We start from the raw sequence: 24,208 nt of genomic DNA, 5'->3' as shown, positions 1-24,208 counted from the left end.
TGCCCGACGGGAGACGTGCGGTGACAACCTCGGTCTCATCCTTGAGACATATCGCTGATCTTGCCCTACTTGCCTGCAAGACCAACTTTCTCCAGTTTATGACAAGGAGGTCGAAGAGGCAAGATGATTAGGTGGAATGGGTGCTTTGGGGGGAATATTGAGTTTAGGGGATTATAGAATTCGACTGCTCGATCCCGATGGAAATTCCATCGGGATCGGCAATGAGGGGACATGAGATTCGGAGGGCGACAAATTCCGAGGCGGACGGTCGGGAGTCATTTGGCTCAGAGGGTCGTGCCGTCTTGCAGGATGGTGAACTTGGGGATGACCGTGATGCCGTCGCGGATCACGTAGTGGGGGGCTTCCTCGGAGTCGATCACCTTGTCTTCATTGATGATCCGGACACCGCGGCCGATGCGTGCGTTCTTGTCGACGATGGCGTTCTCGATCCGCGAGTTGTCGCCGATGCCGACGTCGGGGCGGCCTGCTCGCGCGTTGGCCTCGACCTGCTTGGTGGTCTCGTAGAGGTCGGCGCCCATCAGGTAGCTGTTGCGGACCACGACGTTCTCGCCGATCAGGGCGCGAACGCCGATGACCGAGTTCTCGATGATCGACCCCTTGCCGATGAAGCAGCCGTCGGCGATCAGGCTGTCCGAGACGGTGACGCCCCCCAGCCGAGAGCAGGGGAGGTAGCGTGGCCTGGTGTAGATCGGGTGGTCACCGAACATGAAGTCGAACGGCGGATTCTCTAACGTGAGGTCGATATTGGCCTTGTGGAAGGCACCCACGGTGCCGATGTCTTCCCAGTAGCCGTCGAAGAGGTGGGCCTGGACCCGGTGGTTGGCGATGGCCTGGGGGAAGATCTCCTTGCCGAAGTCGGTGGTCAGTTCCGATGCCAGCAGGTCGACGAGCGTGGACCTGTTGAACAGGTAGATGCCCATGCTGGCCAGGTAGGGGCGGTTGTTCGCCTCGATGCCGAACCGCTTGAAGGTGTCGCCCGGGGTGCGGACGGCGGCGAGCGCCTCGGGGGTCTTCGGCTTCTCGACGAAGTCGACCACGCGGGCTTCGGGGTCGATCCGCATGATCCCGCACGCCCTGGCCTCGCCCTCGGCGACGGGCAGCGCGGCGATGGTCGCCTCGGCCTTGTTCTCCAGGTGGGTCCGGATCATGTCCCGGAAGTCCATCCGGTAGAGCTGGTCGCCGGAGAGGATCAGGACCAGGTCGCAGCCGGGCTCGTTGAACGAGGCGATGTTGCGGCGGACGGCGTCGGCGGTCCCCTGATACCAGCTCTCGTGCTGCATCGTCTGCTGCGCGGCGAGGATCTCGACGAATCCGCCGCTGAAGGTGTCGAACGAGTACGTCCGGCTGATGTGCCGATGCAGGCTGTTCGAGTTGAACTGCGTCAGCACAAAGATCTGATTGAGCCCGGAGTGCAGGCAGTTGGAGATCGGGATGTCGATGAGGCGGTACTTGCCGCCGATCGGCACCGCCGGCTTGCTCCTGGACTTCGTCAGCGGGAAGAGGCGCGTGCCGCGCCCGCCGCCCAGGATCAGACAGATGACTTTCGGCATGGAGAAGCCCCGACCGTCAGGGAGAGGAAACCGCCCCATTACCATATCACCGGTAACGGGACCCAGGGGGCGGGTTCCCTGTGAAGTACGCGAATGGGGCGCCGGATGTGCCGGTACGGCCCCGTTCCAGAGGGCCCGCCACACCGGGGCGGGCCCGATCTGGCCGAGGGTCAGTCCTCGAGCTGGCCGTGGATGGTGCTCTGGTCCTCGTAGATCTGCTCGACGAGGAGGCTCCCCTGCGAGACGATCTCCTCCCCCTCGACCAGGCCCGAGGCGACGATGACCGTGTCGCTGTTCTCCTGGGTCGGGCGGATCGCCCGCCGCTCGAACTTGGACGGGGTCTTGGCGACGAAGACGAAGTACTGGCCGTGGATGGTGACGACCGCCTGGCGTGGGACGACCGTCTGGCCGGCCACGGGGGGGATCTCCAGGATCGCCCGGACCATGTTGTCGGCCTTGAAGCGGCCGTCGGGGTTGGGGATCGATGCGCGGATCCGGATCGCGTGGGTCTCGGGGTCCACGCGGTTGGAGACGTATTCGACCTTCCCCTTGACCTTCTCGGCCAGGAATGGGAAATGGATTTCCCAGGTCTGACCGACGTCCACCTTGGACTGGTCGCTCTCGTAGACGTTTCCCCACACATAGAGGTGGTCCAGCGGGGCGATGGTCAGCAGGGTGCTCGTCTCGTCGTAGAGGTTGCCCGGCACCACGTCGCGCGAGATGACGATGCCGTCGGTGGGCGACTTCAGGGTGATGCTGGCCAGGTCCGAGACGTCCTTGGCCTTGATCTCCTTGAAGTTCTCCTCGCTGAGCCCGTCCACCAGCGCGACGACCACCTCGTCGGAGATCCCGTAGACGTACAGCTTGTTGGCCGCCAGGTCGCGGTTGAGCCGCGCCGTGTTCTCGTCATTCTGGGTCTCGACCCAGAGGAGCTGCGACACGGCGCCGGTCTTCACCAGCTCCTTGCGGGTCCGGTAGAGCCTGTCCTTCAGGACCCACTGGAGGTAGGCCACCCGATAGTCGTTCTTGGCCTGGGAGAGGTCGTTGCTGTACAGGTCGACGAGCGGGTCGCCCTTCTTGACGATTCCACCGCTGACGACGTTCACTTTCTGCACCAGGGTGTCGAACCGGGGCCTGATCCGGACGAGGGTGCTCTCGTCGTAGCCGGTGGTGCCCAGCAGCTCCAGCTTGATGGGTTCGGTTTGCTTGCGGACCTTGACGGTGTCGAGGCCGATGGCCTTGCGCTGGACCTCATCGACTTCGGCCAGGCGATCCCAGGTCGCGGAGATGGCCGGTGCGACCTCCTGCTTGTGGGAGAGCTCGTCGTCGTGGGCCCCCTTACCTGCGGCGGCGTTCTTCAAATAATCAAAGGCGTGGCTAACGTCGGCCTTGGTCACCAGGCCGAAATAGGCGGCCCCGCCGACTGCGGCGACGATGATCAGGGCGGCGATGAGCTTACGAAGCATGGATGAAGGCCTCCGAAGGCCCCGCGTGCGCGGGGTCAACGTCTCGATCGATCGGCGGGCCCGTCGAGGGACCTCCGCGCGAGGAAATGTCACATTTGAAGTTCGTTGAGGTGACTCGGCCCGAACCGGCCGGGGCCGGGCGATGACCGGAGCGCGGGCCGAAGAGGGGAGGGCCCGAGTCAATCGTGGGGCCCGCCGCGGGCCGTCCCGGGATCGGAACTGGGCGTGGGGGCGAATCGCAAGCCTGCATCGGGGGGATGCGCGCGATCAGCAGCGAAGCGGGACGCGAGTCGGCACACGGGGGATTCGTCGGCCGTCGGAATTGACCGTCGGGGTCAGCCCGACGTGGCAACCTTGCAGGCTCGGTCGGTCCGCACGCGGCGAGGTCCACCACCCGTCGGTCGCGTCTTGAGCGAGATCATCCGCCTCATCCTGCTCGGCGACGATTGCCTGCGGCTCGATTTGCCAGCCATGGGCCATGGGCGGCGGCCGGCGGATCCGAGGACGGATGGGCGAGCCCGCCTCGAAGGAGGCCTGCGTCGCGATCGTCGGGTCTGAATCGGCCGCGCGGCCCGCGATCGAATCGAGGGCCAGGTCGACGAGCGACCAGGGGCCCGCGACGACCGCGGCCAGCAGCACGATGATCAGACGCATCCGGCGAGGTCTTCGGGTCAAAAGGATCCGCCCCAAAACCGGAGTCGAGACGAGATGTTTGGTGTGCGAAGGCTCTAACGAGTTTACGCACGCCGGTCACCGACAGGCCAAAGAAACTGTCGGCAATTTCCTCGCAACCCGCAAGCCGATCTTCCGGCCCTCACGCGGACCCGGTTCCCGCCTACACGATCCGAGCCGGGAGGCCGGCCCGATCGCCGATCCCCCGAATTTTCTAAGAGATGCGTCACGCATGCTCTCCGCGCCGCAGGCGCATGCGGCGCGGACGAGGACGTGCCGGGCGTCAGTCGGCCCCGACCGATCCGACCTGAGCGACGGCGAGGTGCCCCTGAAGCTCGACCATTCGGTCGACGATGGTCCGGAGGACTTCCAGGGGGGAGTGAGACGCGTCGACCTCGTAAACCAGCTCGGGATCGTAGAAGGAGAGGGTGTTGAGCGTCTCTTCCTGGTACAGGCGGAGGCGGCGGCCGATGACCTCCTCATTGATGTCATCCAGCCGGTTCTCGCGCAGGGCCCTGGCCTTCAACCGCTCGGTGGCCTTGTCGTTGTCTGTGATGACCAGGTGGAAGATCTGGATCACGTCGAGCATGACGTCGAGCCGCACGGCCTGCTCGTAGTTGCGGGGGAGGCCGTCGAGCACGAGGATATGCCGCTCGGGCAGCAGCAGTTCCTGCATCTCCAGGATCTGGATGTGGCGTTCCCAGATGCGTACCGTCAGGTCGTCGGGGACGAGGAGCCCTTGCGACGTGTACCTGACGATCTCCTTGCCCAGCGTGCCATACTTGGGAAGCTTGCGGAACACGTCGCCGCAGGAGATGTGCACCAGGTCGGGGAGCTGGCCGAGCACATTGCCCTGCGTCCCCTTGCCGCTGCCTGGCATGCCGAAGAGGAGGATCGTCCGATAGCGATTCGTTGCGGACATGGCGGGGCCTCGTTCGTTCGGGCGCTCGCGGCGCGGGCGACGTCGGCGGGGGGGAAACGGGGGGTGACCCCGGTCGCCCCATATTGTAAAGCATTGGCGAACGGAAGGTAAACGGATGGAGAGCCAGGTTGAAACTCGCGTTGTCTTGTTGAGACACGCCGAGACCTCCGCGCCGGATCGGTTCCACGGGTCGGAATCCGACGTCGGGCTGGGCGAGCGCGGGCACGAGCAGGCCCGGGCGATGGCCGGCCACCTGGCCTCGCTGGCTCCCGGGGCGCTGGCCAGCTCGGCCATGCGCCGGGCGATCGAGACCCTGTCGCCCGCGGCCGGGGAATGCGGCCTGGTCCCCGAGCGAATTGGGGCCCTGCACGAGCGGCGGATGGGACCGCTCAGCGGGGCGACTCGGGACGAAGGATGGGCCATCTACGAGTCCACCATGGCTCGCTGGATGGCCGGCGACCTGGGCTACACCCACGACGGAGGGGAGTCGTACACCCAGATCCGCGACAGGGCCCTGCCGGCGTTCCTGGGGCTGGCGGAACGCCATGCGGGGGGGACGGTCGTGGTCGTCTGTCACGGCGTGGTCATCCGCGTGCTGCTGACAAGCCTGCTGCCCGAGGTACCCGTCGAAGGTTTCGACCGCGTCGGCATTGATTTCATGGCCCTCAACGACTTACGCTCCGTGGGCGGCCGCTGGCGGGCCGAGTGCCTGAACCGGATCGTGGCGTGACCAGGGCGGTCACCCCTCCCGACCTGGCACGGGCCGGAGAGCATTCCCCATGGCCCAGTTGCCCACACGCGCCGAACGTCCCCCGGGGCCGGTCGACTGGCTGACGCTGGTGGCCGCGACGGCCGTCGCGATGTCCTGGTCGTCGGCGTTCGACCAGGCCTTGGGGCCGGGCGCAGTACGACCCTGGTGGCCGGCGGGCCCGGACCGCTGGCCGGAGCGGGGCCTCGTCTATCTGGCGAGCTGGTCGGTCGGCCTGCTCCTGATCCGCCTGCGCGGGCCCAGGCCGCCGATGCATCGCCTGATGCGTCAGCCGGGGGCGGTCGCCTGCATGTCGGCGACCGCCGCGACGGTGGTGGTGCTCGCCTGGAGCACGTACCGGTCGTTCGCCGAACTCGGCTGGACGCTCCCACGACCTGCGGGAGAGTCCGCCGGCGGGCTGGGCGGCTGGCTACTGGCCGCGTTCGCGGCCTATGCCCACGCGGTCCGCGACATCGCCGCCCCCAGGCTGGGCGCCACCGTCCCGCCCGCGGTCCTCTGTGCCTGGATTGTGCTCGGGGCAGGGGGCCGCTGGAAACCCGAGGGAACCTGGATCGATCGGCTCGGCATGGCCATCGGCTGGCTCTGGCTCGCCGAGGTCGCGGTCGAACCGTTCAAGATCGGGCGCGGACCGGGCTAGAAAGACCTGGCTTCAGATTTGGCCGCGGTCGTCGTCCCCATCGTCGCCGCCTTTCATCGAATCCCACTGCTCCCTGGAGTAGAGCACCTCGCGGGCCGACCCGCTCTTGAACTCGCCGACGATGCCATCCTCGGCCATGAAATCGATCAGCCTGGCCGCCCGGCCGTAGCCGATGCCCAGGGCGCGTTGCAGCAGTGAGGTCGAGCCTCGACCTTCGCTGATAACGACCTCGATGGCCGGCTCGTACATCTCGTCGCGCTCTTTCAGCGCCGCCCCACGGTCCTTGCCCCCTACGCCGCCGACGCCGACCTTCATCAGCTCGCGGCTGAATTCGACCGGGTACTGGCTCAGGTGCTCGGTGACCCGCGTGATCTCGTCGTCGGCCACGTACGTCCCTTGTGCCCGGACGATGTGGGACGTGCCGGGGATCAGGAAGAGCATGTCGCCGTTGCCCAGCAGCTTGTCGGCCCCCATCACGTCGAGTACGACGCGCGAGTCCCCCTTGCTCGTCACCTGGAACGCGATCCGGGCGGGCATGTTCCCCTTGATCAGGCCGGTGATCACGTCGACCGTCGGCTTCTGGGTGGCCACGATCAGGTGCATGCCGACGGCCCGCGCTTTCTGCGCAAGCCGGACGATGTGCGACTCGACCTCCTTGGCCGCCGTCATCATCAGGTCGGCCATCTCGTCGACGATGATGACGATGTAGGGCATGTACGTCGGGAGGCGTTCTCGTTCCTCGTCGCTCTCGGGCTGAACCCTCGCGTAGATCTCGTCGGCACCCAGCGAGTTGTATGTCTGGATGTTACGCACGCCGGCCCTGGCGAGGAACGCGTATCGCTCGTCCATCTTGTCGCAGGCCCAGGAGAGCAGCGACTCGGCCTTCTTCATGTCGGTGACGACCGGGTGCATCAGGTGCGGGATCCGCTTGAACTGCGAGAGCTCGACCATCTTGGGGTCGACGAGGATCAGCTTCACTTCCTCGGGGCTCTTGGTCATCAAGATCGACAGGATCATCGCGTTCAGGCAGACCGATTTGCCGGTTCCGGTACGGCCGGCGATGAGCAGGTGGGGCATGTCGGCCAGGTCGAACGCCAGGGGGTTGCCCTTCACGTCCTTGCCCAGGAACAGCGGAATCTTCAGCTTGTTCAGCTGCGTGTGCACGCCGTGCACCACGTCGCCCAGCCGCACCATCGTCCGGCGCTCATTGGGCACCTCGATGCCAACGGTCGTCTTGTTGGGGATCGGCGCCACGATCCGAACGCTGGGGACCGCCAGGGCGATGGCCAGGTCATTGGAGAGCGTGACGATCCGGGCGACTCGCAGGCCGGGGACCAGCTCGATCTCGAACTGGGTGATCACCGGCCCGGTGTCGATCTGGACGACGCGGACCTCGCATCCGTGGTCGCGCAGGGTCTGCTCCAGCACCACGGCGCGGGCGTGCAGCTTGGCCTCGTGGTCGCCCACGGCCACCGGGGTGGGTGGCTCCAGCAGCGCGATGGGCGGCAGGATGAAGTCGGGGTTCTGGGGCACGAACGGCGCCGAGTGCTTGGACTCCGGCGCGCCTTGAAACGACCTGGCCTGCGGGCTCCGGGCGTCGACGAGGGCCGACGAGGCCGCACGGGGGTTGGGCTGGGGCCTGGCCAGCGCCGGTCTGGGCGGGGGCGGGGCAAGCCGGGTGCCGGGCTCGCCGTTGTCGTCGGGCGAGTCGACCCGCCCGGGGACGAAAATCGAGGCGTCGACGCCGGCGCCTGCCGTGCGGACGGGGGGCTGCTCTCGCCGGGCAGGGCGGAGCAGGGCCGCCAGCTCCTGGGCCGGCCAGGCGAAGAGCACGTCCTGGCAGAGCGCAAGGCCCGCCAGGCCCGCGGCGGCCAGGATCAGGAACATCCCCCCGGGGCCGAATTGCCCCTCCAGGAAGGCGAGCTCGATGGCCCCCAGGTAGCCCCCCGGGCCGACCGAAGGCGTGGGCGTCAGCCACGGCGTGAACCGCTGGACCAGGCACGAGGCCACCCCCGTCAGCAGACCGACTCCCGCCAGTCGCAGCTCGATCTCCGGCACGGGCCTCCGCCGGAAGATCAGGAGGTTGGCCGCGACCAGGCCGGCAAGGCCGACGTATGCGCCATAGCCCACGCCCCGGAAGATCAGCGATGCGAACGCCGCGCCCACGGGCCCGCACGGGTTGGTCGGCGTCGCGTTGGGGGGGTATGTCGACGACCCGGGGGCATCCGCCGGGTTGTAGCCGACGAGGCAGAGGGCGACGAACGCGGTGGCGAACAGGGGAGCGAGTTGCCGGGCGTGGCGGCCCATCTGTCGACGATCCAGCATCAGTTACCGTCCCCTCGGCGCGCGGCAGGGGCCCGGGCCTCGCATGGGAGGAGCCATTGCGGGCTCCACCGGCGACGGCGCCCGGGACCTTGTCCTCCATCGACCGCGGAGGGGGCCGGGCTTCGGCCTCAGCCGGGCCCGAGGACGACCCTCGGGCCGGTCGTGATCATTCCGAGGGCTGGGTCAAGTCGACCGTCTCGCCTTCGGCCTCTTCCGTCGGCTCGCTCGTCTGGATGTTGCCCGTGAGGTCCAGGTAAATCTTGTCCTGCATGATCTCCTGGATCACGATGTACATCTTGTCGGCGCCGCGGATGTCGACCAGGGGGCGGGCCCCCTGATTCAGGGCGATCATCCGCTTCTGGATCAGGGTGGAGAGCTTGAAGCGCCCGCCGACCTTGTTGACGATCTTCTCTTCCTTCAACTCTTCGAGCATGGTCAGGATCCTCCGGAGCCGGGGCTGAGCCGTCCGAGCACGTCGGCCAGCTCGGCCACCGCCCGGTCCAGGTCGTCGTTGACTAATTGCACGTCGTAGCGAGGGCTCTGTTCCAGCTCGGCGCGGGCGTTGGCCAGCCGACGCAGGATGGTCGCCTCGCCGTCGGTCCCGCGGGCTCGAAGCCGAGCCTCAAGCACTTCGAAGCTCGGCGCATGGACGAAGATCAGGAAGGCATCGGGCACGCGCGAGCGCACCTGCATCCCCCCCTGCACGTCGATCTCCAGCAGCACCCGGCAGCCGCGGGCCACGGCCTGGGCCACGGGGCCCGCGGGCGTGCCGTACAGGTTCCCGTGCACTTCGGCCCATTCCAGGAATTCGCCCCGGGCGATCGCCTGCTCGAAGTCCTCACGACTGAGGAACAGGTAATCGACGCCGTCGACCTCGCCGACGCGAGGGGCCCGGCTCGTCGCCGAGATGGACAGGACCACCCCGGGGGCGCATTGCTCGACGACCCGGCGCACGAGCGTGCTCTTGCCCGTGCCCGAGGGGCCCGAGACGACAACCAGTCGCCCCGAGGCCGCGGGGGCGGAGGCCGGGGCGTTCGTCGTTCGCTCGTCGATCGTCAATGCGGTCTCTCGCAAGATCCCATCCCCGTCCGTGTGCGTCCGCACGTCATTCGACGTTCTGGATCAGTTCGCGGATCTTCTCGAGGGCCCCCTTGATCTCGACCACCTCGCGGGAGATCTCGAGGTCATTGGCCTTCGACCCGATCGTGTTCGTCTCGCGTCCCATCTCCTGCACGACGAACTCCAGCTTGCGGCCGGCGCTCTCGGGCTCGTCGATCACGGCCCGGAACTGGCCGAGGTGGGCTCTGAGCCGGACCACTTCCTCGGCGATGTCGGCCCGCTCGGCGAAGATCGAGACCTCACGGATCAGGTCGCCCGGCTGGAGCGTCGCCCCCTTGCCCTCGAGCAGCGTGCGGACACGCTCTTCGAGCCGCTTTTGGTACCCTTCGACCACCAGCGGGGCCCGCGCGGCGATGACTTCGAGCCGGCCGACGATCGAGTCGCCCAGGGCGGTCAACTCGTCGGCCATCGACCGGCCTTCCTCGGCACGCGAGGCTTGCAGCTTGGCGAGGGCCTCGGAGACGATCTCGGCCAGCTCGGGCCATTCCTCGTGCGGGTCATCCTGGTTCGAGCGACGTTCCTCGACGACCCCTGGGAGTTGCAGCAGCCCTTGCAGGCTGACGTCCTGGCCGAAGACTTCCTGCAACTGGGCGCGGTAACTGGCCAGGGCGACGGTGTTGAGGCGATAGTCCTCGGTCTTCCGGGGACGGTCGACCCGCAGGGTGAGCTGCACGGTCCCTCGACGCAAGGTCTCGCGCACCAGGCGTTCCAGGTCGGGCTCGAGCGCCGAGTAGCGGTCGCCCAGCTTGGCGTTCAGCTTGAGATGTCGATTATTGACGGAGCGGACCTCGACGCTGACGGCCCAGCGGTCGTCTTGCCGCCGGGCCTCGCCGAATCCGGTCATGCTCAGCAGCACGGGGCGTAAACCTCGCTCGGGGCGTTCATCGGTGCATTAGGAGAAGACAAAACAAGGGCCGGCACCGGGGGCTCGTGCCCGTCAGGGAGTGACGGGCACGGGGCTCGGGCTGGGGATCGTGGGGGCCGGCGCCGGCGTGCTGGGCGAGACCGGTCCCGGGGGCGTGGCCGAGATCGGCCCGGTCGGTTTGGTCGCCGCGGGCGAAGAGCCCTTGGGGGCCGCGTTGACCTCGGGCAGTGCCGGGGGAAGCGTCGAGCTGCTGCCCGGTGCCGGAGCGGTGGACGTGCCGGCCGGGGGGACGGCACCGGGGCCCAGCGGCGAAGTGCCGGTGGCCGGTGGGGCCGTGCCAAGCGGGGTGGTCTTGCTGGTGGAGCTGGACGCGGCCGGGACGTCGTCTTCCCAGGCCGAGCTCTCGCCGCGGTGCGAGAGCATGTTCAGCAGCAGGTAGAGCGAGATCCAGATGGCGGCGACCACGATGGTGACGCGGGTGAACACGTCGCCGGCCTTGGTGCCGAAGGCGCTGGAGCCCCCCACGCCGCCGAATGCGCCCGCCAGTCCGCCCCCCTTGCCGCGCTGGATCAGCACCAGGCAGATGAGGAAGACGGAGGTCACGATCGACAGGGTATTGAACAGGCCGATCAAGAAGCCGAGCAAGGCCGGAGTCCTTTCGAGGTCGGGTCCGTCGGGGGCAGGGGGATGTTGCCCGCGAGGGGCCGCCATCGGGCGACCCCGTCAGTCACGGGCTCAGTCTTTGCCGGCCGCCGCGACGGAGCGTGCCGCCTGGATGATGCCGAGGAAATCGCCCGCCTTCAGGCTCGCGCCGCCGACCAGAGCCCCGTCGATGTCGTGGCAGGCCAGCAACTCGGCGGCGTTGTCGGGCTTGACGCTCCCGCCATATTGGACGACGACTCGCGCCGCCGTCGCCAGGCCGAACCGGTCGGCCAGCCGTTCGCGGATGAATTTGTGGACTTCTTGCGCCTGGGCGGGGGTCGCCGTCAGCCCGGTGCCGATCGCCCAGACCGGCTCGTAGGCCAGGACCACGCCGACCATCTGGTCGGGCGTGATGTCGGCCAGCGACCCGTCGAGCTGCACGCCGATGACCGTCTCGGTCCGCCCCGCCTCGCGTTCTTCGCGGGTCTCGCCGACGCAGACGATCGGGATGAGCTGCGCGGCCAGGGCGGCCACCAGCTTCTGGTTGACCTGCTCGTCGGTCTCGCCCAGCCCGTGCCGGCGCTCGCTGTGTCCTAGGATCACGTGCGTGCAGCCGATGTCCACGAGCATGGCGCCGGAGGTCTCGCCGGTGTACGCACCATCGGCCTTGGCGTGCATGGTCTGCCCGGCCAGGCCGATCGGCGTATTATTGAGCACCTCGTCCACGGCGCCCAGGAAGACGAACGGGGGCGCCAGGGCCACGTGAACGGAGGCCTCCTGGCCCACGCCCGCCTTGACCTCGGTGGCCAGGGCGACGGCCGCCTCGGTGGTGCTCGGATTCATCTTCCAGTTGCCGGCGATGAACAGCGATCGCATCAGACGGTGACCCCTTCGCAGACGTCGATGGTCTTGCCCAGGACGTCGGCAAGCTGCCGCAACTCGTCCATGAGCTTGGAATATTGCGGGGGCAGCAGTGCCTGGGGGCCGTCGGACAGGGCCTCTTCGGGGCACGTGTGCACTTCGACGTGGACGCCGTCGGCCCCGGCGGCCACCGCCGCGCGGGCCATCGCCGGGATCAGGTCGGGCCGGCCGGTGGCATGGCTCGGGTCGACGATCACCGGCAGGTGGCTCAGCCCCTTGACGTTGGGCACCATGGCCAGGTCGAGCATGTTGCGCGTCGAGTCCTCGAAGCTGCGCACGCCGCGCTCGCAGAGGATGAGCTGGCGGTTGCCCATCGACAGGACGTACTCGGCCGACATCAGGAGGTCTTTCACCGTCGCACTCAGCCCGCGCTTCAGCAGCACGGGGGTGCGGGTCCGGCCGACCTCCTTGAGCAGGTCGAAATTCTGCATGTTCCGGGCGCCAATCTGGATCATGTCGGCATACTTGACGACCAGGTCGACCTGCCTCGGGTCCATCACCTCGGTGACGGTGGGCATGCCGAACCGCTCGCCGGTGGCCTTCAAGACCTTCAGGCCTTCCTCGCCCATCCCCTGGAAGCTGTAGGGGCTGGTCCGGGGCTTGAAGGCGCCGCCGCGGAGGATGTTCGCGCCGGCGTCCTTGACCGCCGAGGCGATCTCGACGAGTCGGGCTTCGCTCTCGATGGCGCAGGGGCCGGCGATCATGCCGAGGTGGCCGCCGCCGACCTTGATCCCCTTGACCTCGACGACGGTGTCGTCGGCGTGGAACTCGCGGCTGGCGAGCTTGTAGGCCTTCATGATGGGGACGACTTGCTCGACCCCCTGGATGGCCATCAGGGGCTCGGCCTGGAGTTTGCCTTCATCGCCGATGACCCCGATGATTGTCCGCGAGACTCCCTGGCTCAGGTGCGCCGAGAACCCCAAGGCCTCGATGCGCTCGAGGACATGGTCGATCACTTCTTTGGTCGGATTCGGCTTCAGCACGATGATCATCGTCGTTCTCGGCGAGGCGAGGTCGGGCGGCCAAATCGTGGGTGCATTGCCCGCGGAAGAATCGACCACTTTAGCCACCCAGGCCCCCGGTTGGGAAGGCCCAGCGGGTCGGATTTCTCGCGTGTGCCCGCCGCGAACCCGGCAGGACCGGGCCCTGTCCGTTCGGGGCAGGAGGATTCAATGAGCAACCGCCGGCGCGGCGAAGGGAGGTCGCCGAGGCCGACGGTCGTGTTGTCCGGTTCCGTCCGGGGTCGCGCCGGGGGAGGAGGCGGGGCCCGGGTTTCAGGCGCGGTCGGTGCCGCTGCGCTGGGGCTCGGCGGCGGTGCGGGGGCCGCGGTTCGCGTTGGCGTAGACCGAGGTCAGCACGCCCAGCAGGGCCGAACGGCGTCCGGCGCGGGAGGACATGGTGCCACGATGGGCCCGTGCCACGACGCCCGCATACTCGAAGCCGGAATGAATCGGGGCCGTCCGCCTGGAATTCGACGCGCTCATCGAGGCCTCATCTCCCCTTGATCCTTGGTCGGCACGACACCCGCTGGGAGTTCGGGGACGGCCTCGATGCCGGGCGACCATCGGACAGGTCCGACGCGGACCGCAACCCCGTCGGGGCACGCGGGCCGAACATGAATCCAGGGCGATACTCCGCCCCGGCGCGTCGCCAGGCAACTTACTCAACCTAACTCGACTTCCTTAGTCGGGAATCTCTGTCCATCGACGCGAAACGCCCAGGCCGACTTGCGTCGCGCCTGGGCGGGCCGAGACTTTGGGTTCCCTGAACTTCGGACAACGCAGCCTCGCCGCTCCATCATTTCAATGGGCGATGACGAGGACACTCCGAGCGAGGTTTTGTCAAGATACTCGGCACCCCGAAGTGCGCCAACTCAAAAGTCGCTGGAATCTCCATTTTTCAGAGGTGACTCTGCGTTGACCCCCGGGGTCACCGGCAGGGGATCCGGGATCGCCCGCTCGACGGCCTCCTTCGCGGCCGAGGCGGCGGGGATTTTCGCGGGCTTGGGGCCCGGTTTGGCCGCACCCGCGGGGGTGTTGAGCAGCGCCAGCGAGAGCGCCACCGTGCTGACGCCGTTGAACGTCGCATGGGCCACGAACGGGGCCACCAGGCTGCCCGTCCTCAGATAAAGCTCGCCGAGCGCCATCGACAGCACGAAGATCCCCACGGGCGCAGGCCACTGGCCGAAATGGATGAGGCCGAAGGCCAGGGATACCGCCAGATTGGCACGCGTGGCCGGGTCGGCCAGCCACCCCGGACGGGGAGTCGGCTGCGGATCCTCGACGTCTTCGTCGCCCGGGGCCGACACGTGCCGAGGTCGGACGAGCCAGCCCAGCAGGATGACGCGGAACATCAATTCCTCGGTGGCAGGGGCGGCGATGGTGGCCGCGAGGAAAGCGAGCGCAAGGGTCAGCGGGGAGGAGTCCGACTGCATCATCTTGGCCAGCGGGTGGACGTTCTGGTCCGGGGCCACGAGTTGCCAGAGCTTGACCAGCCCGAGATTGAGGGCCAGGACCACCGGGGCCATCAGCAATGCCGTGCGCACTCCGAGCCGGACCTGCGCCATTAGGCCCTCCTCCGGCATGACCGTGCCGACGAGCGTGCCCCCCGCCCGCCGCCTCAGCAGATCGAGCAGGAAGGCCACGATCAGCAGGTTGGAGAACGTCGAGAGGGCGATCATCTCGTTGAACGTGAGACCTGGCCCGTCCGCAGGACGCATCGCCAGGTAGAAATACGCGACCGCGAACACGTTCTGGAGCAGGAACCAGGCGAGGAACGCGATGGCCACCTCGGCGCCCCCCCAGGGGGGGCTCAGCGGTACGCGCGGCGGCAGCCAGTCGCCGATGCGCCCGCGATTCTTCAGGACCGAGGCCCAGTTCGTGAGCATGCCGTAGAGCATCGAGAGCAGGACGATCGTGAGGGCGGAAGAGGCCAATCTGGCGAGCAAGGACGTCGGCATGGGGTGGGTCTCGCCTCGTCCTTTGGGGGAAAATTGCGTCGAAGTGCGCTCTCCGCGCCCGGTCGACCTGCGTTACTCACCATAGACGATATTCGTCGGGGCGTCGCCCGGGCGATGTCCCGACCCGAACGAACGCTCGACCCGAAGGGAGAGACATCGATGATCAAGCATCTCTCGGCCGTGATCCTCATCCTCTGCGGGGCCTCCGCCCTCGCCCCTGCCGTCGCCAGGGCCCAAGGGCCGGGCGGCGGAGGGATGCGTGGCGGTGGCGGCGGAGGAGGAATGGGCGGCGGCTCATCCATGATGGGCATGGGCGGCGGCTCTTCGAGTGGCATGGCCGGTTGCCCGACGACCGGCGGAAGCTCGATGATGGGCGGCAACTCGATGATGACCAACTCGTCGATGGGCGGAAATTCGATGTTGGGCGCCTCGTCGATGGGTGCCAATTCCATGATGGGCAACACCAATTCGTCGAACCAGCAGCTCATGCAGCTCCAGCAGCAGCAATACGCCATGCAGCAGCAGATCCAGCAGATGCAGACGCAGTTGAACCAGAAGGCCGGCGGCGTGACCGCCAGCTCGACGACCCTGGCCAACGCCGACGATGCCCCACCGGCCCGCCGGCGCAAGAAGCGCCGAGGGGTGCCGACGACGACCTCGATCGCGTCGACGCGACCGTCCACCACGTCCGTCGCCAGGGCGTCCGTCGCGTCCAGGACCCGGAACTGAACACCGATATCGCCGTCCGCGTCCCGGGTCGAGCCGGGACGCGGACGGCCGGGATCAGATGCCGGCGGCGGGTGCGTCCTTCGCCACGGGCTCGAAGGTGTATTGGCCATCGACGTAGTCGATCTGCACCGCCTGGCCTTGCGCGATGCTCCCGTCCAGCAGGGCGGTGGCCAGCGGGTTGGACAGCCGTTGCTGGATGACCCGCTTCAGGGGACGGGCCCCGTAGGCGGGGTCGAAGCCCTCATCGGCCAGGGCCCGCTTGGCCTCGTCGCTGATCTTCACCGCGAGCCCGGCCTCGGTCAGCTGGTGTTCCAGGCGACTCAGCTGGAGGGTGACGATCTTGGTCAGCTCGGCCATCCCCAGGGGGTGGAAGATGATCGTATCGTCGATCCGGTTGAGGAACTCCGGCAGGAACTCGGCCTTCAAGACTTCCAGCACCTTGCGACGGATGCGCGCCTCGTCGCCGGTCTCGGCCAGCTCGGCGATCGCCTGGCTGCCCAGGTTCGAGGTCATGATGATGACGGTGTTGCGGAAGTCGACGGTGCGCCCCTGGCCGTCGGTGAGGCGGCCGTCGTCGAGGACCTGGAGCAGCACGTTGAAGACGTCGCGGTGGGCCTTCTCCACCTCGTCTAGCAGGATGACCGAATAGGGCCTGCGGCGGACCGCCTCGGTGAGCCGCCCCCCCTCCTCGTAGCCGACGTAGCCGGGCGGGGCGCCGATCAGGCGGGCGACGTTGTGCCGCTCGCCGAACTCGCTCATATCCAGGCGCACCATCGCCGACTCGCTGTCGAAGAGGAACTCGGCGAGGGCCTTGGCCAGCTCGGTCTTGCCCACGCCGGTCGGGCCGAGGAACAGGAACGAGCCGATCGGCCTGTTCGGGTCCTGAAGCCCCGCGCGGCTGCGGCGGACGGCGTCGGACACGGCCTTGACGGCCGCATTCTGGTTGACCATCCGCAGGTGGATCTGGTCCTCGAGCTTCACGAGCTTCTCGCGGTCGGTGAGCAGCATCTTGTTGACCGGGATGCCGGTCCACTGGCTGACGACCTCGGCGATCTCCTCGCTGTCCACCTCGCGCTTCAGGAGGCGTCTGCCCCCTCGCTTGTCGGCGGGGTTCTCGGGCTCGCCGGATGCCTCGGCCTTCTCGATCGACGCCTCGAGCTGCTTACGCTCGGCGTCGAGCCGCGCCAGATCCTGGTAGCGGGCCTCGTCGGGGCGCTCGCCTCGGGTCTGCATCGCGCGGATCTCGGTCCAGGCGTGGTCGTTCTCCAACTGGAGCGCGGCCAGGCGCTCGCGCATCTTCTGAACGTCGCCGAGGCCCGATTTCTCGAATTCCCACTGGCTGCGCAGGTCCTGCTGCTCCTTCTCCAGCGAGGCGATCTCCGCCTCGACCTCGGCCAGGCGTTCCAGGGCGTGCTCCTCGTCCTCGCCGGCGAGCATCCGCTTGGCGAGCTGCAGTTGCAGCAGCCTGCGCTGGACGACATCGATCTCGGTGGGCACCGATTGCAGCTCCATCGCCAGGCGGCTGGAGGCCTCGTCGATTAGGTCGATCGCCTTGTCGGGCAGGAACCGATCGGTGATGTAGCGTGACGACAGCTTGGCGGCCGAGACGAGTGCCGAGTCCTTGATCTTGACCTTGTGGTGGACCTCGTACCGCTCCTTCAGCCCGCGCAGGATGGCGATCGTGTCCTCGACGGTCGGCTCGCCGACGAAGACCGGCTGGAACCGACGCTCGAGCGCCGGGTCCTTCTCGATGTTCTCGCGGAACTCGTCCAGCGTCGTCGCGCCGATGCAGCGCAGCTCGCCGCGTGCCAGGGCCGGCTTCAGGAGGTTGGCCGCGTCCATCGCCCCGTCGGCCTTGCCGGCGCCGACGACCAGGTGCAGCTCGTCGATGAACAGGACGATGCGCCCCTCCGACGACGTGACGTCCTTGAGCACCGCCTTGAGCCGCTCTTCGAAGTCGCCCCGGAACTTGGCCCCCGCGACCAGGGCCCCCATGTCCAGCGCGATCACCTTGCGGTCGCGTAGGCTCTCAGGCACGTCTCCCGAGACGATGCGCTGGGCCAGGCCCTCAACGATCGCCGTCTTGCCCACCCCGGGCTCGCCGATCAGGACCGGATTGTTCTTGGTCCGGCGCGAGAGCACCTGCACTACCCGGCGGATCTCCGCGTCGCGGCCGATGACCGGGTCGACCTTTCCGCGTCGCACCAGCTCGACCAGGTCGCGGCCGTACTTCTCCAGCGCCTGGTACTTGTCCTCGGGGTTCTGGTCGGTCACCCGATGCTCGCCGCGCACCGCTTTGAGCGCCTGGCCGATCGACCTCTCGTCGACGCCGAGCGCCTCCAGTAGCGCCTGCGCCTTGCCCTGGACCTTGGTCAGGCCGAGCAGCAGGTGCTCGACCGACACATATTGGTCCTTCATCCGGTCGGCCTCGGCCGAGGCGGCCTCCAGCACCCGGTTCAGGTCGGCGCCCATCACGGTCTCGCCGCCGCTGACCTTGGGCAGCGAGCCAAGGCCCTCCTCAGCCGCCTTCTTCAGCCGCGCGGGGGTCGCGCCGAGCTGGCCCAGCAGGGCCTTGATGACCGACTGGTCGTCGTCGAGCAGGGCGGTCAGCAGGTGCATCGGCTCCAGCCGCTGATGCCCCCGCTCGCGGGCGAGCTCCTGCCCCCGCTGCACGGCCTCTTGCCCTTTGATCGTCAGCTTCTCGAATCGAAACGCCATCGGCGCACCTCCGGGGTACGGGGCGTGAACACCTGCGCAAAGTTGGTTGCCGTCGCGAGAAACGCGACGACGATGTTACGGCGAGTTGGGCATGAAAGTTCACGCCCCGGAGGATCAAGGGGCGAGTTCAACCGGCGTCGCCTTGAGCAAGCAAGGGGCGGGGCGGCCGGGCCACTGATGTCGTAAGCAGGCGAGCACCGCGTCGGCCCAGGCGGCGTCGGGGTCGCCCCCGGGGGCGTCGACGTACCAGCCCGCGCCGGGCATGCCGGTGTCTTTGCGGACGACCAGGGCAGCCAGGTCGGGCAGGCCACAGAGGCGGCAACGGGCCGAGAGGGGGACGAGCAGTTGGCGATGGATGTGGCGGTGGTGGAGCGGGGGGCCGGCGCGGCCGGCGAGCTCGGAGTAGGAGACGGTCCGGCCCATCCGGACGGCCTCCAGGAAGACCGGCCAGGCCTTGCGGACGAGCTCTGGATACGTCGTCGGGGCCATGGACTTCCGCCTCCGGGCTCCGGCTCAGGCCCGGATCAGAAGAATGGGGCCTCGGGCCACTCCTCGAAGTCGCGGGCGGCGCGGTAGCGGTTGAACCAGAAGTTCACGTCGCCGGTCGACGACTCGGACCGCTCGACGTAGACGTCCCACCAGGCGTCGACCGGCCGGTGCAGGTTGCCCATGTCGGCCCGGGGCTTGGGCTTGGCGATGACCAGGGCGCTTAGATCGGGCTTCTCGTTCTCCAGGCAGGCGGCCTGGAGCGGCTTGAGGAGCTTCGTGGCGATCGTCCGCGGTGTCTCCTTGATGCCGGCGTCCTTGCACCTCTGGCAGAAGTCGTCGTAGGAGATCCATTGGGCCGGCCGGCGTTCCCGGGCCGCGGCGGCGAGGTCGTGGGCCAGTTGGACCAGGATCGGATAGGCCACCCTCGCGTTGTCGAGCGACATCGACGCGCTCCTGAGGCGTTTGAGGAAACGGCCGCGGGGCCGACCGTCAGGGTCGGGCCGCGGCGCGGGATGGGTCCGGGAGCCCGGCGCGGGCCCCGGCTTGGGGGCCCGACACAGGGCGACGGGTCACTTTTTCTCTTCGAACTCGACGTCGATCACATCATCGGGCTTGCCGGCGCCGGCCCCAGGCTGGCTGTCCGCCGGCGAGCCGTCGGGTCCGCCTGCGGCTTCGGGGCCGCCGGCCGCGGCCGCCGACGAGTAGAGGTGCTCGGTCATCGCCTGGCTGGCTCGGCCCAGGTCCTCGACGGTGCGGTTGATGGCCGCGGAGTCGGTCCCCTTCAGGGCCTCGTTCACCTTCTCGATGGCCGCCTTCACCGCCGTCAGGTCACCCTCGGACAGCTTCTCGCGGTTCTCGTCCATCAGCTTCTGGAGCTGGTAGACCCGCTGCTCGGCGGTGTTCTTGGCCTCGGCCAGCTCGCGCTTGGCCTTGTCCTCGGCCGCGTGCGACTCGGCATCGCGCTGCATCCGGTCGATCTCGTCCTTGCTCAGGCCGCCCGACGACTGGATGGTGATCCGCTGCTCCTTGCCGGTCCCCTTGTCCTTCGCCGTCACGGCCAGGATGCCGTTGGCGTCGATGTTGAAGGCGACCTCGATCTGCGGCGTCCCCATCCGCGCGGGCGGGATCCCCTCCAGGTTGAACTCACCGATGGCGCGGTTGTCCGCGGCCATGGGGCGCTCGCCCTGGTAGACCTTGATCGTCACGGCCGTCTGGTTGTCCTCGGCGGTCGTGAACGTCTCTTTCTTCTCGGTCGGGACCGTCGTGTTGCGCTCCACCAGCTTGGTGAAGACGCCCCCCTTGGTCTCCAGCCCGAGCGACAGCGGGGTGACGTCCAGCAGCAGCAGGTCCTTCACCTCGCCGGTGAGCACCGCGCCCTGGATGGCCGCCCCGATGGCCACGACCTCGTCGGGGTTGACCCCCTTGTGGGGCTCCTTGCCGAAGATGTCCTTGACGATCTGCTGGACCCGGGGCATCCGGGTCGAGCCGCCGACCATCACGACCTCGTCGATCTCGGCCGCCTTCAGCTTGGAGTCCTCAAGCGCCTTCAGGACCGGCCCCCGGCAGCGGTCGAAGAGGCTGTCGGTCAGCTTCTCGAACTGGGCCCGGGTGATGGCCATCGTCAGGTGCTTCGGTCCGGTCTGGTCGGCCGTGATGAACGGCAGGTTGATGTCAGCCTGGCTCTGGAAGGAGAGGTCCTTCTTGGCCTTCTCGGCGGCCTCTTTCAGCCGCTGCAGGGCCATCTGGTCCTTGCGCAGGTCGACCCCCTGCTCCTTCTTGAACTCGTCGGCGATGTGGTTGATCAGCGCCTCGTCCCAGTCGTCGCCGCCCAGATGGGTGTCACCGTTGGTGGAGAGCACCTCGAAGACGCCGTCGGCCACGTCCAGGATCGAGATGTCGAAGGTGCCGCCGCCCAGGTCGAAGACGGCGATCTTCTCGTTCTTCTTCTTGTCCAGCCCGTAGGCCAGGGCGCCGGCGGTCGGCTCATTGATAATCCGGGCCACTTCCAGGCCCGCGATCAGGCCGGCGTCCTTCGTCGCCTGTCGCTGGCTGTCGTTGAAGTACGCCGGCACCGTGATGACGGCCTTGCGCACCTTGTGGCCCAGGTAGCTCTCGGCCGCCTCGCGCAGCTTGCGCAGGATCAGCGCCGAGATCTCCGGCGGCGTCTGCTCCTTGCCGCCGACGTTCACCTTGACGAAGTCGGTCGAGCCGCCGACGACCTCGTAGGGGACCATCTTCTCTTCACCGCGCACCTCGTCGTGGCGGCGGCCCATGAACCGCTTGATCGAGTAGACCGTCCCGCGGGGGTTGGTCACCGCCTGCCTCTTCGCCGGGTCGCCGACGAGCACTTCGCCCTTGCTCGTGAACGAGACGACGGAGGGGGTCAAACGACTCCCTTCCTGGTTGGCGATGACGGTCACGTCGCCGCCTTCCATCACCGCGACGACGCTGTTGGTCGTCCCCAGGTCGATCCCGATGATTTTTTCGCCTTCAGCCACGACCAATCTCCTTTAGGATGCCGAGATGCGACGAGACCGGATCAGGCCGCCTGTTCTAGGGCCCGGCCTCCGAGATCCGCCGAGAGCACTCGATGGAATCGTCCTCCTCACTCTCGCATCACTACCGCACAGTCCTATGCAACGGCGATGCCGCGACACTTTGTGGTGCCCGCCATCGCCGAATAAGTCTCATCTTGGAACGGAGTTGGGCGAATTTCCTCGGCTCACTGACGGCGGGCTCGATCGCCCGGACTGTCAAATTGGCCGGATGACCCGAAGATGCCAAATTGGCCGACTGCCAAAATGGCCGCACGACCGGTCAGACCTCTCGAACACGATCAATCGTACCGAATCCGGCGCCACTTCGGAAGATTTCAGTTCCCGGCCGAGACGATCCGCTCGAAAACAGGGACGACTTCGCCGATGTGCAGGGTGCAAACATGCAATGCCGTCCCGCACGACCCTGGGACCTGAATGAATCCGCCGGCCGCCGGTGCATGGGGTGATTCGCCCATAAAAACGCGAATCGCGACGGCCCGGTCGGGGCAGACCGGGCCGTCGCGATTCGTAATTCCGGCGGATCAAACGGCCGGGATGTGTGACGCATCCCGGCGAGGAGAATTACTTGGGTTCGACGCCCGGCACGGCGGGGACGGCCGGGATCGACGCTTCGGGGGTGGCCGGGACGGCCGGGGCCGGTGCGGCAGGCACTTCGGTGGCGGTGGGCGCCGGCGGGGCCGGGGCAGCCGGCGTGTCGGGGGTCGCGGGGGCCGGGGTGTCGGGGGTCGCGGGGGCCGGGGCGGCCGGGGTGTCCGTCACGCCCGGGATGACAGGGGCGGGGGGAATCGACGACGTGGCGGGTGCGGCCGGTGCCGGGGCAGCGGCGGTGCCCGAGACGATCGGGGCGGCCTGGCTGGTCGCGTACTGCGGGGACGCGGCCGTGAGCGGGACAGCCTCGAACACGGGGGCTCCGGCGTACACGGTCTCCGACTTCTTACCGGAATGGCCTAACTTCATTTTGGGAAGGCCGAGCTTCATTCCGCCGAAGCAGCCGGCCTTCTTGGGGGCCGGGACGCAGGCCACGGGGGCGGCGACGGCGACCGGAGCCGGGGGACATTTGGCCTTATGGCCGCCGAAGAGCCCGCCGGTGGCCGACATTGCCGTCAACAAGATCAGTTCGTGCATGGGATCCAGACCCTCAATCAAGGTGCGCTTCAAGGGAATCCGCCCGGCCACCCGGGCGGTACACCCGCGCCGGCGTCGCGCCGGGCGGGTCGAAACGTCGCCTGATGCCCCCGAGCCCGGAAGACAACGGGCCCCGACATCCACCGACCTCCGCCGGGCACGACCCGCCCGTCGCTCGGAGGGAGCGGGCAGGTGGTGAGGGTCGGTCAGATGCGATCATAAAGGGCCGTCATGGAGGCGCCAATCACAGAATGGGTATTTTGGGTAATTTTTTTCGAGTATCGTCGACTCTGGAGTCTGGGGGCTGCTCGTGAACTGGGCATAATGCCCTCGTCGTCTCGCCTGCCTCAATGGCGGACCAGTCGCTTGACACGGACAAGCCGTTGTTTTATCCATTTGTCCATCTCAAGACGATTGTCCCCTTGACGTCGGCTCGGCTCGCCCCGCATCGCATGGCGGCCCGGCCATGGACGAGATGACTCCATGCCGCCCCGCAAGCCTCCCGCCGACCTGCCCGCCGCTCCCCCCGCCACCACCAAGGCAGCGGCAGCCAGGGCCCGACCAGCGACCGCGGCAACGCCCGCCGCCGAGGCCAGCAAGAAGCCCCCGGGCCTGACCGAGCTACGCGGCGAGATCGACCGGCTCGACAAGGATCTGGTCGAACTTCTGAACCGTCGCGCGGCGGTCTCGGTACAGATTGGCCAGATCAAGCAGAAGCAGGGGCTCGACGTCTGGTCGAGCGCCCGCGAGGAAGAGGTCGTCAACCGTGCCCTCTCGCTGAGCAAGGGTCCGTTGCTGCCCGAGACCTTGCGGCTCGTCTTCCGCGAGTTGATGAGCGGGTCCAGGGCGCTTCAGCGCCCGCTGAAGGTCGCCTTCCTGGGGCCAAAATATAGCTACAGCCACCTCGCCTCGGTGGCCCGCTTCGGCGAGTCGGTCGAGCACTGCCCGGTCGGCTCGATCGCGGCCGTCTTCGAGGAGGTCAACCGGCGTCACGTCCACTTCGGCATCGTGCCGCTGGAGAACTCGACCGACGGCCGGATCGCCGATACCCTCGACCAGTTCGTCCGCCTTCCCGGGTTGAAGATCCGGGCCGAGGTCCGCCTGGGGGTCCACCACTGCCTGCTCGGGCGAGGGGAACGCAGCCAGATCCGCCGGGTCTATTCCAAGGCGCAGGCGCTCTCGCAGTGCCGCAACTGGCTCGGCAAGAACCTGCCCCAGGCCACCCTGGTCGAGGTGGTTAGCACCACCCACGCCGCCGAGATCGCTCAGCACGAGGAGGGCGCCGCCGCCGTCGCCAGCCGCCAGGCCGGCGAGGCCTACCGCCTGGAACTGCTCGCGCCCAACATCGAAGACCAGCCCCACAACCTCACCCGCTTCGCCGTCATCGCCGAGCGCCCCGAGCAGCGCACCGGCCGCGACAAGACCACGCTCATGATCAGGCTGCCCAACTCCGCGGGAGCCCTGGGCAAGGCCATCGCCCCGTTCGAGAAGAACGGCGTCAACATGACCTGGATCGAGTCGTTCCCTTTCTCCGAGGGGCCCGCCGAGGTCAACCCCACCTATCTCTTCTTTGTCGACATCGAAGGCCACGCCGACGACGAGCTCGTCCGCCGGACCCTCGACGCCGTCAAGAAGAAGTGCGACCGCCTGGAGATCCTGGGTTCTTACCCCAGGGCCGAGTGCGTCGAACGCTGAGCCCCGCCCCGACCCCGGAGAGGCCC

General features: G+C 67.9%; 22 protein-coding genes. 4 read left to right on the top strand and 18 right to left on the bottom strand.

Going from position 1 to position 24,208, the window contains the following annotated elements; all coding sequences use genetic code 11:
- Positions 1-284: 284 nt before the first annotated feature.
- The 4 genes from EP7_RS26250 to EP7_RS26235 all read right to left on the bottom strand — a co-directional run bounded on the left by EP7_RS26250 (position 285) and on the right by EP7_RS26235 (position 4,631).
- Positions 285-1,571, bottom strand: a complete 1,287-nt coding sequence (locus EP7_RS26250) for a glucose-1-phosphate adenylyltransferase (protein WP_463525211.1) — start codon at positions 1,569-1,571, stop codon at positions 285-287.
- A gap of 170 nt (positions 1,572-1,741) precedes the next feature.
- Positions 1,742-3,037 carry an efflux RND transporter periplasmic adaptor subunit gene (locus EP7_RS26245; protein WP_463525210.1) on the bottom strand — a complete coding sequence of 432 codons (1,296 nt, stop codon included), beginning with the start codon at positions 3,035-3,037 and terminating at the stop codon, positions 1,742-1,744.
- Between the two features lie 267 nt (positions 3,038-3,304).
- Complete coding sequence (locus tag EP7_RS26240) at positions 3,305-3,691, bottom strand: hypothetical protein (protein WP_463525209.1); 387 nt, start codon at positions 3,689-3,691, stop codon at positions 3,305-3,307.
- 301 nt (positions 3,692-3,992) lie between these two features.
- Entirely contained in the window at positions 3,993-4,631 is a 639-nt protein-coding gene (locus tag EP7_RS26235) for an adenylate kinase family protein (RefSeq protein WP_463525208.1), read from the bottom strand.
- A gap of 115 nt (positions 4,632-4,746) precedes the next feature.
- Here EP7_RS26235 and EP7_RS26230 point away from each other — a divergent pair, with 115 nt between their 5' ends.
- The gene (locus tag EP7_RS26230) at positions 4,747-5,361 is read left to right on the top strand and encodes a histidine phosphatase family protein (RefSeq protein ID WP_463525207.1); all 615 of its coding nucleotides are present in this window, start codon (positions 4,747-4,749) and stop codon (positions 5,359-5,361) included.
- A 49-nt stretch (positions 5,362-5,410) separates the two neighbouring features.
- Positions 5,411-6,037, top strand: a complete 627-nt coding sequence (locus tag EP7_RS26225; protein ID WP_463525206.1) for a hypothetical protein — start codon at positions 5,411-5,413, stop codon at positions 6,035-6,037.
- Between the two features lie 12 nt (positions 6,038-6,049).
- On the opposite strand, the gene EP7_RS26220 is transcribed toward EP7_RS26225, so the two are convergent.
- The 9 genes from EP7_RS26220 to EP7_RS26180 all read right to left on the bottom strand — a co-directional run bounded on the left by EP7_RS26220 (position 6,050) and on the right by EP7_RS26180 (position 14,868).
- Positions 6,050-8,362 (bottom strand): FtsK/SpoIIIE family DNA translocase, encoded by a 2,313-nt coding sequence (locus EP7_RS26220; RefSeq protein WP_463525205.1) that lies wholly within the window; start codon positions 8,360-8,362, stop codon positions 6,050-6,052.
- Between the two features lie 166 nt (positions 8,363-8,528).
- A complete protein-coding gene (locus tag EP7_RS26215; protein WP_463525204.1) occupies positions 8,529-8,795 on the bottom strand; it encodes a DNA-directed RNA polymerase subunit omega in 267 nt (88 codons plus the stop codon).
- 2 nt (positions 8,796-8,797) lie between these two features.
- A complete protein-coding gene (gmk, locus tag EP7_RS26210) occupies positions 8,798-9,466 on the bottom strand; it encodes a guanylate kinase (protein WP_463525203.1) in 669 nt (222 codons plus the stop codon).
- Position 9,467: 1 nt separating this feature from the next.
- Positions 9,468-10,337, bottom strand: coding sequence for a YicC/YloC family endoribonuclease (locus tag EP7_RS26205; RefSeq protein ID WP_463525201.1), 870 nt, complete (start codon positions 10,335-10,337; stop codon positions 9,468-9,470).
- An 81-nt stretch (positions 10,338-10,418) separates the two neighbouring features.
- Positions 10,419-10,991, bottom strand: coding sequence for a preprotein translocase subunit SecG (gene secG / locus EP7_RS26200; RefSeq protein WP_463525200.1), 573 nt, complete (start codon positions 10,989-10,991; stop codon positions 10,419-10,421).
- Between the two features lie 90 nt (positions 10,992-11,081).
- Positions 11,082-11,864: a triose-phosphate isomerase gene (tpiA, locus tag EP7_RS26195; protein ID WP_463525199.1), complete on the bottom strand. Its 783-nt coding sequence runs from the start codon at positions 11,862-11,864 to the stop codon at positions 11,082-11,084.
- Positions 11,864-12,901 carry a 3-deoxy-7-phosphoheptulonate synthase gene (gene aroF, locus EP7_RS26190; protein ID WP_463525198.1) on the bottom strand — a complete coding sequence of 346 codons (1,038 nt, stop codon included), beginning with the start codon at positions 12,899-12,901 and terminating at the stop codon, positions 11,864-11,866. Before aroF ends, tpiA begins: the two co-directional genes overlap by 1 nt.
- Positions 12,902-13,183: 282 nt before the next feature.
- The gene (locus EP7_RS26185) at positions 13,184-13,393 is read right to left on the bottom strand and encodes a hypothetical protein (protein ID WP_463525197.1); all 210 of its coding nucleotides are present in this window, start codon (positions 13,391-13,393) and stop codon (positions 13,184-13,186) included.
- Positions 13,394-13,782: 389 nt separating this feature from the next.
- Complete coding sequence (locus tag EP7_RS26180; protein WP_463525196.1) at positions 13,783-14,868, bottom strand: lysostaphin resistance A-like protein; 1,086 nt, start codon at positions 14,866-14,868, stop codon at positions 13,783-13,785.
- 159 nt (positions 14,869-15,027) lie between these two features.
- On the opposite strand from EP7_RS26180, the gene EP7_RS26175 reads away from it, so the two are divergent.
- On the top strand, positions 15,028-15,597 hold the full coding sequence (locus EP7_RS26175; protein WP_463525195.1) for a hypothetical protein: 570 nt from the start codon (positions 15,028-15,030) through the stop codon (positions 15,595-15,597).
- Between the two features lie 54 nt (positions 15,598-15,651).
- On the opposite strand, the gene clpB is transcribed toward EP7_RS26175, so the two are convergent.
- From clpB to EP7_RS26150, 5 genes are all read right to left on the bottom strand, one after another.
- Positions 15,652-18,315, bottom strand: coding sequence for an ATP-dependent chaperone ClpB (gene clpB, locus EP7_RS26170; RefSeq protein ID WP_463525194.1), 2,664 nt, complete (start codon positions 18,313-18,315; stop codon positions 15,652-15,654).
- A gap of 114 nt (positions 18,316-18,429) precedes the next feature.
- Positions 18,430-18,804, bottom strand: coding sequence for a hypothetical protein (locus tag EP7_RS26165; protein WP_463525193.1), 375 nt, complete (start codon positions 18,802-18,804; stop codon positions 18,430-18,432).
- Between the two features lie 35 nt (positions 18,805-18,839).
- A complete protein-coding gene (locus EP7_RS26160; RefSeq protein WP_463525192.1) occupies positions 18,840-19,247 on the bottom strand; it encodes a hypothetical protein in 408 nt (135 codons plus the stop codon).
- Positions 19,248-19,373: 126 nt separating this feature from the next.
- Positions 19,374-21,302 carry a molecular chaperone DnaK gene (gene dnaK, locus EP7_RS26155; RefSeq protein ID WP_463525191.1) on the bottom strand — a complete coding sequence of 643 codons (1,929 nt, stop codon included), beginning with the start codon at positions 21,300-21,302 and terminating at the stop codon, positions 19,374-19,376.
- Positions 21,303-21,923: 621 nt separating this feature from the next.
- Positions 21,924-22,487, bottom strand: coding sequence for a hypothetical protein (locus tag EP7_RS26150; protein WP_463525190.1), 564 nt, complete (start codon positions 22,485-22,487; stop codon positions 21,924-21,926).
- Between the two features lie 483 nt (positions 22,488-22,970).
- Between EP7_RS26150 and pheA the strand changes: the two genes are divergently transcribed.
- Positions 22,971-24,182: a prephenate dehydratase gene (gene pheA / locus EP7_RS26145; protein WP_463525189.1), complete on the top strand. Its 1,212-nt coding sequence runs from the start codon at positions 22,971-22,973 to the stop codon at positions 24,180-24,182.
- Positions 24,183-24,208 lie beyond the last annotated feature (26 nt).

This window comes from Isosphaeraceae bacterium EP7, assembly GCA_038400315.1.
GTDB lineage: Bacteria > Planctomycetota > Planctomycetia > Isosphaerales > Isosphaeraceae > EP7.
This window is presented reverse-complemented; position numbering and strand designations above follow the sequence as displayed.

Excerpts from the sequence above, each read along its gene's own strand:
- pheA (WP_463525189.1), top strand. The coding sequence starts at position 22,971 with ATGCCGCCCCGCAAGCCTCCCGCCGACCTGCCCGCCGCTCCCCCCGCC.
- EP7_RS26230 (WP_463525207.1), top strand. The coding sequence starts at position 4,747 with ATGGAGAGCCAGGTTGAAACTCGCGTTGTCTTGTTGAGACACGCCGAG.
- EP7_RS26175 (WP_463525195.1), top strand. The coding sequence starts at position 15,028 with ATGATCAAGCATCTCTCGGCCGTGATCCTCATCCTCTGCGGGGCCTCC.
- EP7_RS26180 (WP_463525196.1), bottom strand. The coding sequence starts at position 14,868 with ATGCCGACGTCCTTGCTCGCCAGATTGGCCTCTTCCGCCCTCACGATC.
- tpiA (WP_463525199.1), bottom strand. The coding sequence starts at position 11,864 with ATGCGATCGCTGTTCATCGCCGGCAACTGGAAGATGAATCCGAGCACC.
- EP7_RS26185 (WP_463525197.1), bottom strand. The coding sequence starts at position 13,393 with ATGAGCGCGTCGAATTCCAGGCGGACGGCCCCGATTCATTCCGGCTTC.
- EP7_RS26250 (WP_463525211.1), bottom strand. The coding sequence starts at position 1,571 with ATGCCGAAAGTCATCTGTCTGATCCTGGGCGGCGGGCGCGGCACGCGC.
- aroF (WP_463525198.1), bottom strand. The coding sequence starts at position 12,901 with ATGATCATCGTGCTGAAGCCGAATCCGACCAAAGAAGTGATCGACCAT.
- EP7_RS26220 (WP_463525205.1), bottom strand. The coding sequence starts at position 8,362 with ATGCTGGATCGTCGACAGATGGGCCGCCACGCCCGGCAACTCGCTCCC.
- EP7_RS26165 (WP_463525193.1), bottom strand. The coding sequence starts at position 18,804 with ATGGCCCCGACGACGTATCCAGAGCTCGTCCGCAAGGCCTGGCCGGTC.
- EP7_RS26245 (WP_463525210.1), bottom strand. The coding sequence starts at position 3,037 with ATGCTTCGTAAGCTCATCGCCGCCCTGATCATCGTCGCCGCAGTCGGC.
- EP7_RS26160 (WP_463525192.1), bottom strand. The coding sequence starts at position 19,247 with ATGTCGCTCGACAACGCGAGGGTGGCCTATCCGATCCTGGTCCAACTG.
- clpB (WP_463525194.1), bottom strand. The coding sequence starts at position 18,315 with ATGGCGTTTCGATTCGAGAAGCTGACGATCAAAGGGCAAGAGGCCGTG.
- EP7_RS26235 (WP_463525208.1), bottom strand. The coding sequence starts at position 4,631 with ATGTCCGCAACGAATCGCTATCGGACGATCCTCCTCTTCGGCATGCCA.
- EP7_RS26225 (WP_463525206.1), top strand. The coding sequence starts at position 5,411 with ATGGCCCAGTTGCCCACACGCGCCGAACGTCCCCCGGGGCCGGTCGAC.
- EP7_RS26240 (WP_463525209.1), bottom strand. The coding sequence starts at position 3,691 with ATGCGTCTGATCATCGTGCTGCTGGCCGCGGTCGTCGCGGGCCCCTGG.
- EP7_RS26215 (WP_463525204.1), bottom strand. The coding sequence starts at position 8,795 with ATGCTCGAAGAGTTGAAGGAAGAGAAGATCGTCAACAAGGTCGGCGGG.
- EP7_RS26150 (WP_463525190.1), bottom strand. The coding sequence starts at position 22,487 with ATGCACGAACTGATCTTGTTGACGGCAATGTCGGCCACCGGCGGGCTC.